20 protein-coding genes are annotated in these 14,980 nt (G+C 69.5%); 10 read left to right on the forward strand and 10 right to left on the reverse strand.

Annotation, left to right across the window (positions count from 1 at the left end; translation table 11 throughout):
• The first annotated feature begins 3 nt into the window (after positions 1-3).
• The 5 genes from BWI15_RS05735 to BWI15_RS05755 all read left to right on the forward strand — a co-directional run bounded on the left by BWI15_RS05735 (position 4) and on the right by BWI15_RS05755 (position 4,248).
• Positions 4-1,305: an FAD-binding oxidoreductase gene (locus BWI15_RS05735; RefSeq protein ID WP_077013220.1), complete on the forward strand. Its 1,302-nt coding sequence runs from the start codon at positions 4-6 to the stop codon at positions 1,303-1,305.
• Positions 1,302-1,940 carry a dihydrofolate reductase family protein gene (locus BWI15_RS05740; RefSeq protein WP_077013221.1) on the forward strand — a complete coding sequence of 213 codons (639 nt, stop codon included), beginning with the start codon at positions 1,302-1,304 and terminating at the stop codon, positions 1,938-1,940. Before BWI15_RS05735 ends, BWI15_RS05740 begins: the two co-directional genes overlap by 4 nt.
• Complete coding sequence (locus tag BWI15_RS05745; RefSeq protein WP_077013222.1) at positions 1,937-2,857, forward strand: NAD-dependent epimerase/dehydratase family protein; 921 nt, start codon at positions 1,937-1,939, stop codon at positions 2,855-2,857. The genes BWI15_RS05740 and BWI15_RS05745 overlap by 4 nt, the downstream gene beginning before the upstream one ends.
• Before the next feature lie 26 nt (positions 2,858-2,883).
• Positions 2,884-3,267 (forward strand): TIGR03618 family F420-dependent PPOX class oxidoreductase, encoded by a 384-nt coding sequence (locus tag BWI15_RS05750; protein WP_077013223.1) that lies wholly within the window; start codon positions 2,884-2,886, stop codon positions 3,265-3,267.
• 132 nt (positions 3,268-3,399) lie between these two features.
• Entirely contained in the window at positions 3,400-4,248 is an 849-nt protein-coding gene (locus BWI15_RS05755; protein ID WP_077013224.1) for a DUF2268 domain-containing putative Zn-dependent protease, read from the forward strand.
• A 90-nt stretch (positions 4,249-4,338) separates the two neighbouring features.
• Here BWI15_RS05755 and argG read toward each other — a convergent pair whose 3' ends face one another.
• Positions 4,339-5,778, reverse strand: coding sequence for an argininosuccinate synthase (gene argG / locus BWI15_RS05760; RefSeq protein ID WP_077013225.1), 1,440 nt, complete (start codon positions 5,776-5,778; stop codon positions 4,339-4,341).
• Between the two features lie 241 nt (positions 5,779-6,019).
• On the opposite strand from argG, the gene BWI15_RS40575 reads away from it, so the two are divergent.
• Together BWI15_RS40575 and BWI15_RS40580 are read left to right on the forward strand one after the other, a co-directional pair.
• The gene (locus BWI15_RS40575; RefSeq protein ID WP_202817579.1) at positions 6,020-6,187 is read left to right on the forward strand and encodes a hypothetical protein; all 168 of its coding nucleotides are present in this window, start codon (positions 6,020-6,022) and stop codon (positions 6,185-6,187) included.
• Positions 6,188-6,204: 17 nt separating this feature from the next.
• Positions 6,205-6,528 carry an AAC(3) family N-acetyltransferase gene (locus BWI15_RS40580; RefSeq protein ID WP_202817580.1) on the forward strand — a complete coding sequence of 108 codons (324 nt, stop codon included), beginning with the start codon at positions 6,205-6,207 and terminating at the stop codon, positions 6,526-6,528.
• Here the strand turns inward: BWI15_RS40580 and BWI15_RS05770 are convergent.
• From BWI15_RS05770 to BWI15_RS05795, 6 genes are all read right to left on the reverse strand, one after another.
• The gene (locus BWI15_RS05770) at positions 6,491-6,916 is read right to left on the reverse strand and encodes a class I SAM-dependent methyltransferase (RefSeq protein ID WP_077013226.1); all 426 of its coding nucleotides are present in this window, start codon (positions 6,914-6,916) and stop codon (positions 6,491-6,493) included. The two genes, BWI15_RS40580 and BWI15_RS05770, sit on opposite strands and share 38 nt — an antisense overlap.
• Before the next feature lie 3 nt (positions 6,917-6,919).
• Positions 6,920-8,182, reverse strand: a complete 1,263-nt coding sequence (locus BWI15_RS05775) for an alpha/beta fold hydrolase (protein WP_083750575.1) — start codon at positions 8,180-8,182, stop codon at positions 6,920-6,922.
• A 62-nt stretch (positions 8,183-8,244) separates the two neighbouring features.
• Entirely contained in the window at positions 8,245-8,550 is a 306-nt protein-coding gene (locus BWI15_RS05780; RefSeq protein ID WP_077013227.1) for a hypothetical protein, read from the reverse strand.
• 60 nt (positions 8,551-8,610) lie between these two features.
• Positions 8,611-9,465 (reverse strand): helix-turn-helix domain-containing protein, encoded by an 855-nt coding sequence (locus BWI15_RS05785; protein WP_077013228.1) that lies wholly within the window; start codon positions 9,463-9,465, stop codon positions 8,611-8,613.
• A gap of 10 nt (positions 9,466-9,475) precedes the next feature.
• Positions 9,476-9,988, reverse strand: a complete 513-nt coding sequence (locus BWI15_RS05790) for a DUF6879 family protein (protein ID WP_077013229.1) — start codon at positions 9,986-9,988, stop codon at positions 9,476-9,478.
• Entirely contained in the window at positions 9,978-10,235 is a 258-nt protein-coding gene (locus BWI15_RS05795; protein WP_237771143.1) for a hypothetical protein, read from the reverse strand. The genes BWI15_RS05790 and BWI15_RS05795 overlap by 11 nt, the downstream gene beginning before the upstream one ends.
• A 149-nt stretch (positions 10,236-10,384) precedes the next feature.
• Here BWI15_RS05795 and BWI15_RS05800 point away from each other — a divergent pair, with 149 nt between their 5' ends.
• Both BWI15_RS05800 and BWI15_RS05805 read left to right on the forward strand, forming a co-directional pair.
• Entirely contained in the window at positions 10,385-11,251 is an 867-nt protein-coding gene (locus tag BWI15_RS05800; protein ID WP_077013292.1) for an exodeoxyribonuclease III, read from the forward strand.
• Complete coding sequence (locus BWI15_RS05805) at positions 11,251-12,360, forward strand: hypothetical protein (protein WP_077013230.1); 1,110 nt, start codon at positions 11,251-11,253, stop codon at positions 12,358-12,360. Before BWI15_RS05800 ends, BWI15_RS05805 begins: the two co-directional genes overlap by 1 nt.
• On the opposite strand, the gene BWI15_RS05810 is transcribed toward BWI15_RS05805, so the two are convergent.
• Entirely contained in the window at positions 12,346-12,849 is a 504-nt protein-coding gene (locus tag BWI15_RS05810; protein WP_077013231.1) for a mycothiol transferase, read from the reverse strand. The genes BWI15_RS05805 and BWI15_RS05810 overlap by 15 nt on opposite strands.
• 124 nt (positions 12,850-12,973) lie before the next feature.
• Between BWI15_RS05810 and BWI15_RS05815 the strand changes: the two genes are divergently transcribed.
• On the forward strand, positions 12,974-14,005 hold the full coding sequence (locus BWI15_RS05815; RefSeq protein WP_077013232.1) for an aldo/keto reductase: 1,032 nt from the start codon (positions 12,974-12,976) through the stop codon (positions 14,003-14,005).
• 16 nt (positions 14,006-14,021) lie between these two features.
• Here BWI15_RS05815 and BWI15_RS05820 read toward each other — a convergent pair whose 3' ends face one another.
• Both BWI15_RS05820 and BWI15_RS40435 read right to left on the reverse strand, forming a co-directional pair.
• Positions 14,022-14,726 (reverse strand): M50 family metallopeptidase, encoded by a 705-nt coding sequence (locus BWI15_RS05820; RefSeq protein WP_077013233.1) that lies wholly within the window; start codon positions 14,724-14,726, stop codon positions 14,022-14,024.
• A gap of 24 nt (positions 14,727-14,750) precedes the next feature.
• A complete protein-coding gene (locus BWI15_RS40435; RefSeq protein WP_269087158.1) occupies positions 14,751-14,882 on the reverse strand; it encodes a hypothetical protein in 132 nt (43 codons plus the stop codon).
• Positions 14,883-14,980 lie beyond the last annotated feature (98 nt).

The following is a 14,980-nucleotide window of genomic DNA, read 5'->3' on the forward strand; positions in this document are numbered from 1 at the left end:
GGCGTGACCGAACTCGACCTGCGCGACGGGATCGTGCTTCGCCCGGGCACCGCGGCGTACGACGTGGTGCGGCGGCCGGTCCAGGTCGCGTACCAGGAGGTGCAGCCGCGGCTGGTGGCGCTGTGCCGATCGGTGCCGGACGTGGTCGCCACGCTGAAGTATGCCGCTGAGTCCGGGGATCGCCTGGTCGCGCGTGGCGGTGGGCACTGCTTCGCGGGCCGGTCGTCGACGGACGGGATCGTGCTGGATCTGTCGGGTCTGGACGAGATCTCGCTGGCCGACGGGATCGCGACGATCGGGGCCGGCGCGCGGCTGGGGTCGGTGTACGGCGAGTTGCACGCCGCTGGGCGGACGTTGCCGGCTGGGTGTGGGCCGACCGTCGGGATCGCCGGGCTCACGCTGGGCGGCGGGATCGGGCTGCTCGGGCGCAAGTACGGATTGACGTGCGACCGGCTGGTCAGCGTACAGGTGGTGCTGGCGGACGGATGCGTCGTGGAGTGCTCGGAGGACGACGAGCCGGAGCTGTTCTGGGGGCTGCGGGGTGCGGGTGGCGGGCAGTTCGGGGTCGTGACGGCTCTGCGGTTCGCGACTGTGCCGGAGCCGGTGATGACGCGGATCGAGGGGTGCTCGTCGGTCGATCTCGCCGAGCTGGTGGGGAGGTGGCAGGTGTGGGCGCCTTCCGCGCCGGACGAGGTGACCGTCGATCTCCGGCTGGTGTCGGAGCCTGGATCGCCCGTGCGCGCGACGGTTTTCGGGGCTTCGATGCTGGGGGTGAACCAGACTCGGGAGCTGGTGCGGGACTTCGCGGCGGCGATCGAGGTGCGTGGCGGGGTGCCGTACAGCGAGTTGAAGGCGTCGTTGGCGGATCCGCTGGACGTTCCGGTGGCACGGCTCAGGTCGGAGTTCTTCGCGCGGCCGATGCGAGCGGGGACCATCGCGTCGTTGCTGTCGCAGCTGGGCGAGCCGCGGAGCGCGGGACGTCGGGAGATCTCGTTCACGGCGATGGGTGGGGCGTACAACCGGGTGGCGGAGGACGCGACCGCGTTCGCGCATCGGGGCGAACGGTTTCTGGTGAACCACGTCGCCGACGGTCCGGACAACGCTTGGGTCGACGCGTCCTGGGCGACGGCGCACGTCGACGGGTCGGGGCGGGTCTACCCGAACTTCCCCGACCTGGCGCTGGAGGACTGGGCGACGGCGTACCACGGGGGCAATCTCGCCCGGTTGACGGCGGTCAAGCGGGCTTACGACCCGCAGCGGTTCTTCGACTTTCCGCAAGCGATTCAGGACGAGGGAGTGCGATGAGCAAGGTGCTGACGGCGCTGTCGGTGTCGGTCGACGGGTTCATCACGGGGCGCGATCCGGGACCCGGCCGAGGGCTGGGCGACGGGTCGATGCTGTTCGACTGGTACTTCACCGGGGACACGCCGAGCCGGGAGTTCGACGGGTTCCGGTTGAGTGAGCCGAGTGCGCGGGTGTTCGACGGATTGGCGTCGCGGGTCGGGGTGAGTGTGGCCGGGCGCAACACCTACGACGACTCCGGGTGGATCGACGGTGGTGCGCCGCATCCGACGGCGCCGTTGGTCGTGGTGAGTCATCGGCCGTTGGACGGTGCCGCGGCGGCCGGATCCGAGCGACCTGGCCCAGGTCTGCCGGGGATGAGTGAACGGCAGACGCTGGTCACGTCCGGGATCGAGGACGCGATCGCCGTGGCGCGCGAACTGGCCGGCGACAAGGACGTCGTACTGATGGGTGGCGGCGTGGTGACCTCGGCGTTGGCGGCCGGGCTGGTCGACGAGGTCGTGCTGCACCAGGTGCCGATCCTGCTGGGCGGCGGGCGCCGCTTCTTCCAGGAGCTTCCGCAGCACGTCAGCTTGCGATTGCGGGAAGCCGTCGCAGCCCCGGGCGTGACGCACCTGCACTACGAGGTGGTCCGATGATTCTCGTCACCGGCGGGCTCGGCATGATCGGCGCCCACACCGCTCGCGCGCTGCTCGACCTCGGGCAGGAGGTCGTCGTCACGGCGTACCGGCGTACGGAGGTGCCTTCGTTTCTTGCCGGACAGGTGACTGTGGAGGTGCTCGACACCACCGATGCTTCCGCTTTCCTTGCTTTGGGCAACCGTTATGACGTCAGCGACATCGTTCACCTCGCGGGCAGTATCCCGGGTGAGAACCCGGTCGGCTTCTTCCGGACCGATCTGACCGGGCTGCTCAACGCGCTGGAGGCCGCGCGGGCGTGGGGCGTGCGGCGGTTTGCCGTCGCCAGCAGCATCGGCGTCTACATCGGCCGTAGCGAGATCCCGTGGCACGAGGACCTCGCGCTGCCGACCGTCGACCTGCCCCTGCACATCATCGCGTTCAAGAAGGCGGTCGAGCCGATCACGACCCACGCCTTGCAAGGCAGCAGTGTCGAGCCGGTCCTGCTACGGATCGGCAGTGTCTGGGGGCCGCTGATGGACCCGGAGTCGCCGTTCAACCCGAACCCGCGCTACATCAGTGCGGTGCTTCGCGGTGAGACCCCCACGGCTCTGTACGCCGACGACGGTGAGGATTCCAGCTACGCGCCTGACGCCGGCCGGGCGATCGCCGCGCTGACGACCGCGGAAACGCTGAACCACACCGTCTACAACGTCTCCAGCGGCCGGACGTCGACCAACCGCGAGCGTGCCGAGGCGCTGGAGGCGCTTGTCCCCGGGCTCCGGTTGCCGTTGCTGCCCGGCCGCGCGAACGGTCCTGGGCAGGACCCGTATCTCGACATCACCCGCCTGACCGAGGACACCGGCTTCACGCCGTCCTTCGACGTCGCGCGCTCGGTCGCCGACTACGTCGCCTGGCGCAGCAAGAACGCTCGTTGAGTCCACCTTCCTGGAAGGAGCAACCCATGCTCGACCCCGCCGTACGCCGTGTTCTCGAAGGCACGTCGATCGCCCACCTGGCCACTGTCTGCGCGGATGGTTCGCCGCACTCCGTTCCTGTGTACGTCGGGACGCGTGGCGAGCATGTCGTGCTGTTCACGGGACCGGACAACCGCAAGGCGCGCAACCTGCGTCGCGATCCCCGGCTGGCGCTCTCCATCGCGCCGGTCGACAATCCCTTCGAACCGGTCGTCATCCGCGGCGAGGTCGTCGAGTGGCTCGAAGGCGACGCGGCGTGGCAGATCATCGATCAGCTGGCGATCAAGTACGCCGGTGAGCCTTATCCCCGAGGCGAGGATCGGGTCGTCGCCGTGATCGCCCCCACCCACCAGACCGTCGGCGTCGGCTGAGCACCCCGTCGAGCTTCCCGTCGGCACCGAGGCTCCGTTGCGTCCGAAGAACCCGAGGCTATAGCGCTCGGTTCTTCGGACGCTGTGACGAGGACGCGGGGGGAGCGGAGAGGTGGTGCTTACGATCGCCAGATGGCGATCATCGTGCGAAACCTGGTGCCGGAGTTCTTGCGGTTCTGGCAGCGTGCAGCCGGTCAGGACGAGCAGCGGCAACTCGCGCTCTGGCACGAGTACGTCGAGCGCTACCCCGAGGTGATCGACGACCTGCGACGGAGTGGGCGCACCACGGATCCGCTGCAGGCGCTGAAGCTGTACCCGACGGTGGTCGAACGCATCGAGGCCAACGCCGAGGCCGGGACCGGCTGGGTGCAAGACGCAGCGGACCTCGTCGTACCGGTGCTGGACGCGGCTCATCTCGACCTGCACGCCGTGGTGATGATCGGCGTCGGTACGTCGAACGGCTGGGTCAGCCAGTTCCGCGGCCGGCCGACGCTGTTCCTGGCTGTGGAGCAGATCCCGGACACGGCGTTCCCGCGGATCTTGGCGGCGCACGAGTTGGCGCACGCGGTGCAGCTGCCCGAGGTGGCTTGGTCGGACGAGGGCCCGCTGGGGCAGTGGATCTACTCCGAGGGCTTCGCGACGGCGCTAACCGCGGACCTGCTGCCGGAGTACGGGCTGGCCGAACACCTCTGGTTCGGCGGCGGGTACGACGATTGGCTCGCGGATTGCCTAGGCGTCCTGCCCGCGGCGCAGGCGGCCATCCTGGCCGACCTGGACTCCGAGGACGACGAGGTCGCCGGGCGGTATCTGTATCTCAACCGTGAATCCCCGTTCCCTCACCGGATCGGGTATCTGGTCGGCACCCGGCTGGTGCAGGACCTTCGGCGTACCTACGGCTGGCCGGAGTTGGCCAGATGGTCGCCGGCGCGGGCGATGGAAGAAGTCCACCGCGCGCTGAACCTTGCAGTTCGAACGATCTGACGAAGCGTCGGCCGAGCAGTCGCGATCACACCAGCCATGAACAACCCGGCCGCTTCCGGAGAAACGGCCGGGCTGTTCGGGCGAACGAAGTCAGTCGGTGCCCGACTCCATCGCGGCCCGGTCGAGCAGGGCGTCGTCGGGGTCGACCTCGCCGCGGGAGGCGATCAGGTCGGCGCCGCCTTCGGGCATTTCGCCGATCAGCTGCGGGGTGCCGGTGCCGATCAGTTCGGCGTGGGCGGTGCCGATCATGCCGAGGCCGGCGTACTGCTCGAGCTTGGCGCGGGAGTCGGCGATGTCGAGGTTGCGCATGGTCAGCTGGCCGATCCGGTCCAGCGGGCCGAAGGCGGAGTCCTCGGTGCGCTCCATCGACAGCTTGTCGGGGTGGTAGCTGAACGCCGGGCCGGTGGTGTCGAGGATCGAGTAGTCCTCGCCGCGCCGCAGCCGCAGGGTGACCTCGCCGGTGATGGCGGCGCCGACCCAGCGCTGCAGGGACTCGCGCAGCATCAGCGACTGCGGGTCGAGCCAGCGGCCCTCGTACATCAGCCGGCCCAGCCGCCGGCCCTCGTTGTGGTACGACGCGACGGTGTCCTCGTTGTGGATCGCGTTCACCAGCCGCTCGTACGCCGCGTGCAGCAGCGCCATGCCCGGCGCCTCGTAGATGCCGCGGCTCTTCGCCTCGATGATCCGGTTCTCGATCTGGTCGGACATGCCGAGTCCGTGCCGGCCGCCGATCGCGTTGGCCTCCATCACCAGGTCGACCGCGGAGCCGAACTCCTTGCCGTTGATCGTCACCGGCCGGCCGCGCTCGAAGCCGATCGTGACGTCCTCGGTCGGGATCTCGACGTCCGGGTCCCAGAACGCGACGCCCATGATCGGCACCACGGTCTCGATGCCGGTGTCGAGGTGCTCCAGGGTCTTCGCCTCGTGGGTCGCGCCCCAGATGTTGGCGTCGGTGGAGTAGGCCTTCTCGGTGCTGTCCCGGTACGGCAGGTCGTGGGCGAGCAGCCACTCGCTCATCTCCTTGCGGCCGCCGAGCTCGCCGACGAACGCCGCGTCGAGCCACGGCTTGTAGATCCGCAGGTTCGGGTTGGCGAGCAGGCCGTAGCGGTAGAACCGCTCGATGTCGTTGCCCTTGAAGGTGGAGCCGTCGCCCCAGATCTGCACGTCGTCCTCGAGCATCGCCCGGACCAGCAGCGTGCCGGTCACCGCCCGGCCGAGCGGCGTGGTGTTGAAGTACGCCCGGCCGCCGGAGCGGATGTGGAACGCGCCGCAGGTCAGCGCGGCCAGCCCCTCCTCGACCAGCGCGGCCCGGCAATCGACCAGCCGGGCGATCTCCGCGCCGTACGCCTGTGCGCGACCGGGGACCGAGGCGATGTCGGGCTCGTCGTACTGCCCGATGTCGGCGGTGTAGGTGCACGGGACGGCGCCCTTGTCGCGCATCCAGGCGACCGCGACCGACGTGTCGAGCCCTCCGGAGAAGGCGATGCCGACGCGTTCGCCGACGGGCAGAGAGGAGATCACCTTGGACATGGAATAAGTATGCAGGGTTCTGCATGATCATGCAAACCCGAGGCGGCGGAAGGCTGGACGGGCGATGCTGGAGTATGGCGTTTCCTGGGGCTGAGTTGCTGGCCGACACCGAGTTCTCGCCGGTGACGCGTGGCGAGATCGCGCGGACAGTTGCGGGGTTGGGCGTCGAGACCGGCGACGTACTGATGGTGCATGTGCGGTTGTCGGCGCTGGGCTGGGTGGTCGGCGGGATCGACCGGTCGTGCGGGCGCTCGGCGACGCGGTCGGTGCCGAGGGCACGCTGGTCGCGTTCTGCGGCTGGGACGACAGCCCGTACCACGTCGCGTTCTGGCCGCACCGCTGGCAGACGGCGTACGGCGAACTGCCGGGATTCGATCCGGCGGTCGCGTCGGCGAGCTGGGACGGCTGACCGATACCGGCGGCAAGGTGTTGTTGCTCGGGGCCCCTTTGAAGACGCTGACGCTCTGCCATCACGCCGAGGCGATCGCGGACGTCGAGGGCAAGCGCTATCACAGCTATCGCATGCCGGTGCGGACCGACGACGGTGATGTCTGGCGTGACTACACGACGCTCGACACGTTCTACGGCGCGCTGCCCTACAAGGTGGAGAGCGCGGTCGGCAATCTTGCGCAGCAGGCCGTGGCAGCAGGTGCAGGAGTCAGTGGGAGAGTCGGCTCGGCCGAGACCTGGGTGTTCGACGCGCGGGCGACGGTCAGGGCTGTCCGGGAATGGATCGAGGCAGAGTTCTGAGCTCGCCGTCGACGTAGAGACGGCCGTCGGGAGTGAGGGCCGCGGCGATGGCCTGCAGGGCTCGGGTTTCGAGGTCGGGGTGACGCCCGTCGAGCGCGCCGACCCGAACCGCGAAGGCCACGTCGTACGGCGCTTCGCCGGGCTCCAACCGGAAGTCCTCCACGGTTGACTGGCGGAAGGTCAGATTGGGCAGCGAATCGGTTGAGGCCTGCGCGATCGCTTTGGCGGAGCGGTCGATGGCGAGAACATGACCGTCGGCGCCGACGCGGCGGGCGACCTCGCGCGCCGCGGCGCCGGGGCCGCAGCCGATCTCGAGGACGCGCAGGCCGGGGGAGAGCGGCAGCGCGTCGACGACGGCGGTCAGGCGTGGAGAGAGGCGTTCGGGCATCGGTCAGACCGGGGGCAGGTCGTTCGCGAGCTTGATCAGGCGGTCGAGCACGGCACCGTCGGAGGCCCGGCCGCCGTCGTGCTCGTACTCGTTGGTGACCCAGGTGGTCACGTTGCCGACCCGGGACGCCGTCTCCAGCGACAGGTTCGCGTCGACGTACATGTCGTCGTGGTAGATCACGGCCGCGACCGGGACGCGGTTCGCGGCGAGGCGGTCGGCGTCGTACAGCGGGGTCCAGTCGGTGGCGGCGGCGAGCAGCTCGGCGGCCTCGGCGAACGGGCGCAGGCCGGCGAGGTCGCGCACCATCCAGGGGTAGATCATCTCGCCGGTGAACAGGAACGGCTCAGCGGAGACCGCGAACTCGGCCGGCATCGCCCGGGCGGCGGCCCAGTCGGTCGCGCGGTCGTCCTGCCCGTAGATCGACTCGTGCAGTACGACGAACAGCGGGGCGAGCGTGTGGTCGGTCCGGTTCATCACGCCGTACAGGAAGGCGTCGGACAGTTCGTCGCCGTCCCAGGCTTCGTCAATCAGCCAGTGCAGGGCTTCGGCCGACTCACCCATGCCGAGCCCGAAGCCGAGCGTCTGGAAGCGCTCGACGCTCAGCCGGTCGCCGTTCGGCAGGTTGACCTCGGTCGCGATCAGATGGTCGGCGATCCGACGGACCTTCGCGACGTCTTGCGGGAAGAGCTTGTAGTAGCGCAGCGTCTTCGCCTTCGCGCGCGGGTAGGTCCGCCGGTACACGTCGTCCGCGGTCGCGTCGATGCCGGCCAGACCCCCGGTCACGTAGCAGGTTTTCAAACCCTCGGGCGCCTTCGACAGATAGGTCAGCGTGATGAAGCCGCCGTACGACTGCCCGAGTGTCGACCACGGCGTACCGGGACTGAGCTGCGCGCGGATCAGCTCCGCGTCGGCAACGATCGAGTCGGCCCGAAAGTGCTTCAGGTACGCCGCCAGTTCCTCGGCCCCCATCGACTCCGCCGTACGCCGGGTGACGGGCGTGCTGCGCCCCGTCCCACGCTGGTCGAGCAGCAGCACCCGGTAGTCACGCGTAGCCCGCTCCAGCCACCCGGTCCCACTGGTCGGCCGCGGCGACGCCCCACCCGGCCCACCCTGCAAATACACCAGCCACGGCAGGTCGGCCCCCACCTTCGTCGGCGCCACAGCCTCCCGCGCGAACACCTCGATCGTCGGCCCCTCCGGCCGTCTGTGATCCAGCGGCACGGTGAAGGTGTGATCGGTCAGCACGAGCCCGGGGATTCTGTCCACGGCGCCATTCTCACCCGACCGACACCCGCTGACTGGAAGGCGGGGCGCACGCGGTCTCGTGGTCACACGCCGCGCCCCGCCGCTCTGGGGGCCGGAGTCTCCCGGCCGTCGGGGTCAGTGACCAGCGGCACCAGATGCCGCGCGAACGCGGCGTCGTGATCCATCAATCGCGAGATTGTGCCGTCGAGCAACGGCTTGTCCCACAGCACCTGCAAGACCGGTCCATGAAAGAGCACGACGGTGCCGCGTCCGTAGTCGTAGTGGCTGACCCGCTGATCGACGTGAATCCTCGGCTGCTCAACGGCGTCATCGCCGTCCGGACGCCCAGCCCACTCGACTCCTGCGCGCTGTCCCGTGTTGGTCGCCATGAGGTGACGTTAGAAGAGCCAAGAGGTTGCCCGCGATGAACTTGCACGGATTTGCACAGCTCAATCCAGGGCGTCGATCGCGGCAGTGATCAGCCGCCGGGCCGGAGCCCCGACAACGGCGAGCTCGGCAAGCCGGCGGAACGCGTCGGCGTACATGGCCAGCTCGCCGGGCTGAGTGATCGTCAGGTAGCCGGAGATCAGCTCGACGTTGACCTGGCTGTCGTCGAAGATCCAGAAGTCCTCGACCGGCGGCATGCCGGTCCGGTCGAGCCCCATCGGCACGATCCCCAGGGACACCGAAGGCAGCTCGCCGACGGTGAGCAGATGGCCGAGCTGACCGGCCATCACATCGGCGCCGCCGATCACGGTGCGCAGTACGGATTCCTCGATCAGTACGGCGAACGTCCGGTTGCCTTCGTGCAGCAGCCGTAGGCGGTCCCTGCGGACGGCGACAGCGTCGTCGACGTCGTCCGGCAGTCCGCGGCGTGCCGACGTTCCGCGGAGAACGGCGCGTGTGTAGCTCTCGGTCTGCACGGCGCCGGGAACCAGCCAGGGGGAGTAGGTGCGGAACCGGCGGGTGCGCTCCCACAGCGGCAGCACCGCCTGCTGGGCGCGCTTGAGACCGCCGCGTTCCATCCGGCGCCACTCGACGAACATCCCCTCGATCGCTTCGAGTGATGCGAGGAGGTCGGGCAGTTGGTCGGCCGCGTTGCAGGTCGTGGCCCAGCTCCTCACGTCGTCGCCGGACGGCGAGGTCCGGCCGTTCTCGATCCGCGACACCTTCGACTCGTGCCATCCGCACGACACGGCCAGTGCCCGTCCGGTGAGTCCGGCGGCTTTCCGGATCTCACCGAGACGGGCACCGTAGTCGCGTTTGGCCTTCTGTGCGTTGGAGAAGGCGGGTGGTGTCGGCAACGGACGTCTTTCAGCTCGGCAGGTACTCCTGGTGCGGGATCGCGCGGTCCCAGACCGCGTCGAACGATGCTACGCAGAGCTTCGCGAGCACTGGGTCGTCGACCCGCTGGTCACCGACCCAGGTTCCGTCCCCGTCGAAGAAGTTCCACAGCACCACCCGATCGTCGAACACCCAGAAGTCGTTCGCCGGCACCAGCAGGTCGCCGCAGTCGTGTCGTGGCAACCACTTGACCTGCTCCCCGGCGGTGAGGTTGTGGGCCGCGGTCACGTCGTACTCGAACCGGACGTACTCGCTGACAGGCTCGGACACGATGCGGGCCCGCCGTACTTCGACCCCGCGGCCGACGGTCTCCCGGACGAGGTCGTGGAACGTGCGCCACCGCTCCGCGGGATCGAACCGCCCGCCCGACTTCCACTCGTTCCAGTCCGGGTCGGCGGGCTCGTACAGGTCCCTGGTCTCCAGATGCACCGCGCTGCGCTGGGCGGCCCGGAACAACTGGAACGCAACCGGCTCAGCCGTCACCCATCGCCTCCCGCAGAAAAGGTGCCATGCGAGCGGGAATCCGCAGCACTGTCTCGTGGTCGGGGATCGGAGCGGTGGCGTTCACCGCAGCGGTCGTCTCCTCGTCGAGCTTCCAGCCCTGGATGACCAGGCTGCCGTCAGCTTCGTCGACCCAGACGGTCGGTGAGTTGGTGTTCGGTGAGTTCGGGTCCTTGCCGATGAACCGCAGCGCCACGATCGTTCTCCCCTGGATCGAGTCGAGTTGCATGGACTTGCATCGTAGATCTGAACGGCCGGATCCACAGCCGGACGGCATGTCGGCCCGAACTATCGAAGCGGTTGTCGGCGGTGGAAGTCCTCCGCGGGCCGGCGCTCGTCCACCCGTACGCCGGTCCGTGCGCGGGCTACCGTAGGCGGGTGCGAGTAGCTACCTGGAATGTGAACTCGGTGAAGCAGCGGATGCCTCGGTTGCTCGGGTGGTTGGACGAGCGGGAGCCGGACGTGGTCTGCCTGCAGGAGACCAAGCTGGCGGACGACGCGTTCACCGCCTTGCTGGGGCAGGAGCTGGCGGGGCGGGGGTACGAGGTCGCCCTGTACGGCGAGGTGCAGTGGAACGGGGTGGCGCTGCTGTCGAAGGTCGGGCTCGAGGACGTCGTGACGGGCGTGGCGGGGGCGCCAGGGTTTCCGAATCCTGAGGCACGGGCGGTGGCGGCGACGTGTGGCGGGATTCGGATCCACTCGCTGTATGTGCCGAACGGGCGGGTGCCCGACTCGGACCACTACGTCTACAAGCTCGCCTGGCTCAAGGCACTCAGGGACGTGGTCTCGGCCGGGCCGGCCGAGCAGATCGTCTGTGGGGACATGAACATCGCGCCGACGGACGCGGACGTCTTCGATCCGGCGGCGTACGTCGGGTCGACGCACGTGACCGCGCCGGAGCGGGAGGCGCTGGCCGAGTTGCTGGCGACCGGGCTGCACGACGTCGTCCGGGACCGCTGGCCGACCGAGCGGATCTTCAGCTACTGGGACTACCGGGCCGGGATGTTCCACCAGGACCTCGGCATGCGGATCGACCTGATGCTGGCGTCGGACCCGGTGGCCGAGCGGGTGAAGGCGGCCTGGATCGACCGCAAGGCCCGGAAGGGGACCGGGCCGAGCGACCACGCGCCGGTGATCATCGACCTCGACGTCGCGCCGGACGGGGACATCGGTCCCGTCGTACCGCCGCCGTCGAATCCGCGCGGTGCCCGCAAGCGGACCACGAAGCTGCCGCAGAACCGCTGATGCGCAGGGCTCTGCTGCTGGTCGTACTGCTCCTGCTCACAGCCGCCTGCAGTGAGGACAAGCCGCAGGCTCGGGTGGTGCAGTGGTCGCAGGTGAAGCTCCCGGCCGAGCCGATCGTGCTCGCCGGGCACGACGACCAACTGCTGGTCGGATTGAGGGACCGCGACGCCAAGGTCGTGCCGAGGCTGCTGCTGATCGAAGGCGACCGGCAGAGCGAGGTCAAACTCTCGCCGGACCCGAGCAGCCCGTACGCCGCTCTCGCCGTCTGGAAGTCCGTCGCGTACGACGGCCGCCGGGTCCTCGCGCTCGGCGGAGCGGCGGGCGGCGCGCACTCCAACGTGCGCTGGACGGTGTGGACCGGGACGACTGCCGGCGTGCAGGAGCATCCGCAGGAGTTCAACACGTTCGGGGGGCCTGACGCCGGGGCGCTGCACTCGGCGGTGATCGGACCGGCTGGGCAGGCGTTGCTGGGCTCCTGGGCGAGCAAGGTGTCAGGACTGGATGGGGCCGTGTGGTTGCCGCAGGGCGCGAAGTGGATCCGGCAGGACTCGACGGGGACAGTGCTGCGCAGTACGCCGGGGCTGCTGGCCGGGCCGGGCGACGCGACGATCTTCGGCGACTCGATCGTGCAGACCGGATCGCAGGTGCGGCTCGCGCCGAACGTCGTACGGCAGGAGGCGGCGGTGTGGAGGTCACAGCGCCTGAACGACGGGTGGTCGGGTTTCGCGCTGCCGGAGGCGGGCGAACGCAGTCACGGGCAACGGGTGACCTGCGGCGAGCAACTGTGCACGGTGACCGGGTGGGTCGAGGGCAAGCTGGCGCTGTGGCAGTTCGACCCCGCGAAGCCGGACAGCGCCCGGCGACTGAAGGACCTGCCGGAGATCGCCGTCGGCAACAAGACCCCGCTGCCCCCGCCGGTGCTCGACGGGGACCAGATCGTCCAGGTCGTTGCTGATGGCAATCAGGTGAAGGTGCTCCGAGGGACGGACGGCGCCTGGACTGTCAACACCTCCGAAGGTCCCACGGGTGAGGTGACCGATGCCCGGCTGGTCGGCCGCACGCTCTACCTGATTGCCGGGAGCACGCTCTGGACGTCAGCTGCCGAGTAGACCGCGCACGTACGCCGCTTGGCCGGCGTGCTGCAGGTCGTCCGAGATCACGCTGATCAGCCGGACGCCGAGCGTGACCGGCGGGTTCCACCGGCGGTCGACGACGCGGTCGAGGTCCTCGTCGGTCAGCGTCTCCAGATACTGGATCGAGCGCGCGTGAACGGCGTCGTAGTACCCGATCAGCAACTCCGCCGACAGCTTGACCGCGGCAACGTCCTCGGGACCATGACCGTAGCCAGTGTCGCTGGGGTCGAACGGCAGCCCGAGACGATCGTGCCAGCCGTCGGCGGTCATCACCTGCTCGTAGCCGCCGGCATCGGCGAGATGGTCGTCCTGGATCCGGGTCAGGTGCCAGACCAGCCAGGCGATCGAGTTACCGGAGTCCTCCGGGCGAGTGCTCAGGACGTCGTCCGACAGCCCCTCGACGACCTCGTGCACGACTTCCTGGATCCGGCCGAACGCGTCGACGACAAGTGCGCTGGTGTTCATCTTTCTCCCCTTCGTCACCTGGACTTCCACACCGTACTCCGCGCCACGGACAGTCCCGCCGGTACCCGGGCAAGCGCGTTCCACCCACGCGTAAGGTGGTAGCACCTGACCTGAAGGAGCAGCTGTGGAATACCGCACCCTGGGCGCGAGCGGCACCGTCGTCTCGACGTACGCGCTCGGCACCATGACGTTCGGGCACGAAACCGACGAGGCCGGCGCGCATCAGCAGCTCGACCGGTACGTCGGGGCCGGCGGCACGCTGATCGACACCGCGGACGTGTACTCCGCCGGAGTGTCGGAGCAGATCGTCGGCAGCTGGCTGGCGAAGAGTTCCGCGCGCGACAACGTCGTCCTGGCGACGAAGGGCCGGTTCCCGACCGGCGACGGGCAGAACGACGTCGGCACGTCGCGCCGGCACCTGCGGCGGGCGCTCGACGCGTCGCTGCAGCGGCTCGGCGTCGACCACGTCGACCTCTACCAGCTGCACGCGTGGGACCCGATTACCCCGCTGCAGGAGACGCTCAGCTTCCTGGAGGACGCCGTCCGGGCCGGCAAGATCGCGTACGGCGGCCTGTCGAACTTCACCGGCTGGCAGCTGCAGAAGGCCTGTGACCTGATCGACCGGCAGGGCTGGTCACCGTTGGTCACGCTGCAGCCGCAGTACAACCTGCTGGTCCGCGAGATCGAGTGGGAGATCGTCCCGGCCGCCCAGGAGAACGGCCTCGGCCTGCTGCCGTGGTCGCCGCTCGGTGGTGGCTGGCTGACCGGCAAGTACTCCTTCGACGAGGCCCCGACCGGTTCGACCCGCCTGGGCGAGAACCCGGACCGCGGCGTCGAGGCCTGGGCCCGGCGCAGCAAGAATGAGCGGGTTCGCGCCGTCGTCGACGCGGTCCGGGCGATCGCCGACGCGCGCGGGATCTCGATGGCGCAGGTCGCGCTGGCCTGGCTGGTGGACCGTCCGGCCGTCACGTCGGTGATCCTCGGCGCGCGCACGCTCGAGCAGCTCGACGACAACCTGGCCGCCGCGGATCTTCACCTCACGGACGAGGAGCGCGCGCAGCTGGACGAGGCGAGCGACCCGGGCGCGGCGGACTACCCGTACGGCGTACCGGGGGCGAATCAGCGCGATCGTCCGATCACCGGCGGCCGCCCGTAGCTGACCGCGGGCGTGCTCAGGTCGGCAGGACGTCCGACCAGAGCACGCCCAACGCCAGGCAGCCGAGCGTGATCAGGCCGAACACTCCGACCCAGAGGATCGCCGGTACGCCGGTGATGCGGCGCAGCTGGTCGGCGTCGGAGTTGCGGCCACCGCCGTTGCGGCGGGATCGCTGCAGCTCCAGTACGGCGCGCGGCGCGGCGAGCAGCAGGAACCAGGTGAGGAGGTAGGCGAAGGCGGATTGGACCTGTTCGGAGCCCCACCACGACACCCCGAAGACAACCGCGCCGAAGACGAGCACCGACCAGAGCCCGAACAGGTTGCGGATCTGGAGCAGTAGGACCACCAGCGCCAGCAGGAGTCCCCAGAGCAGGCCCACGGCGTACCCGCGACTGAGGACGAACGCGGCGGCGAGGCCGAACAACGCCGGACCGGGATAGCCGGCCAGCAGGACGGCGATCATGCCCAGGCCGTCCGGCTTGCCGCGCGAGACGGTGACGCCGGAGGTGTCCGAATGCAGGCGGATCCCGGCGAGCTGGCGGCCGGCCAGCAGCGCGATCAACCCGTGCGCGCCCTCGTGCGCGATCGTCACCACCTGGCGGGTGTGCCGCCACACCGGGCGCCACCCGATCAGCAGCAACGCGGCGATGCCGGTCCCGATCACGACCTGGAGCGGCGGGTGGGCCTGCACGGACGTGATGTTGTCCCAAACCTCGATCACCGGGACATCCTTGCAGGTGGGTGGTCAATCCCCGGTGAGGTTGTGTGGTCCGAGCAGCAAAGCGCCGGTCGCGTGCTGAGTGAGGGCTCGCCAGGTGACCTCGGGCGGGGCGTCGACTACGAGGGTGTGCTCGTCGACGAACGGCAGGTCGGTCACGCGCGCCACGCTGTCCCGGAGGCGAGGCGTTGACATCGCCCGGACCGCGGCGGACGGTGGAAAGATCGCGACGCCCAGGGGAGGGGCGTGCCTGTTGG

Source organism: Kribbella sp. ALI-6-A (assembly GCF_001984195.1).
Classification (GTDB): Bacteria; Actinomycetota; Actinomycetes; order Propionibacteriales; family Kribbellaceae; genus Kribbella.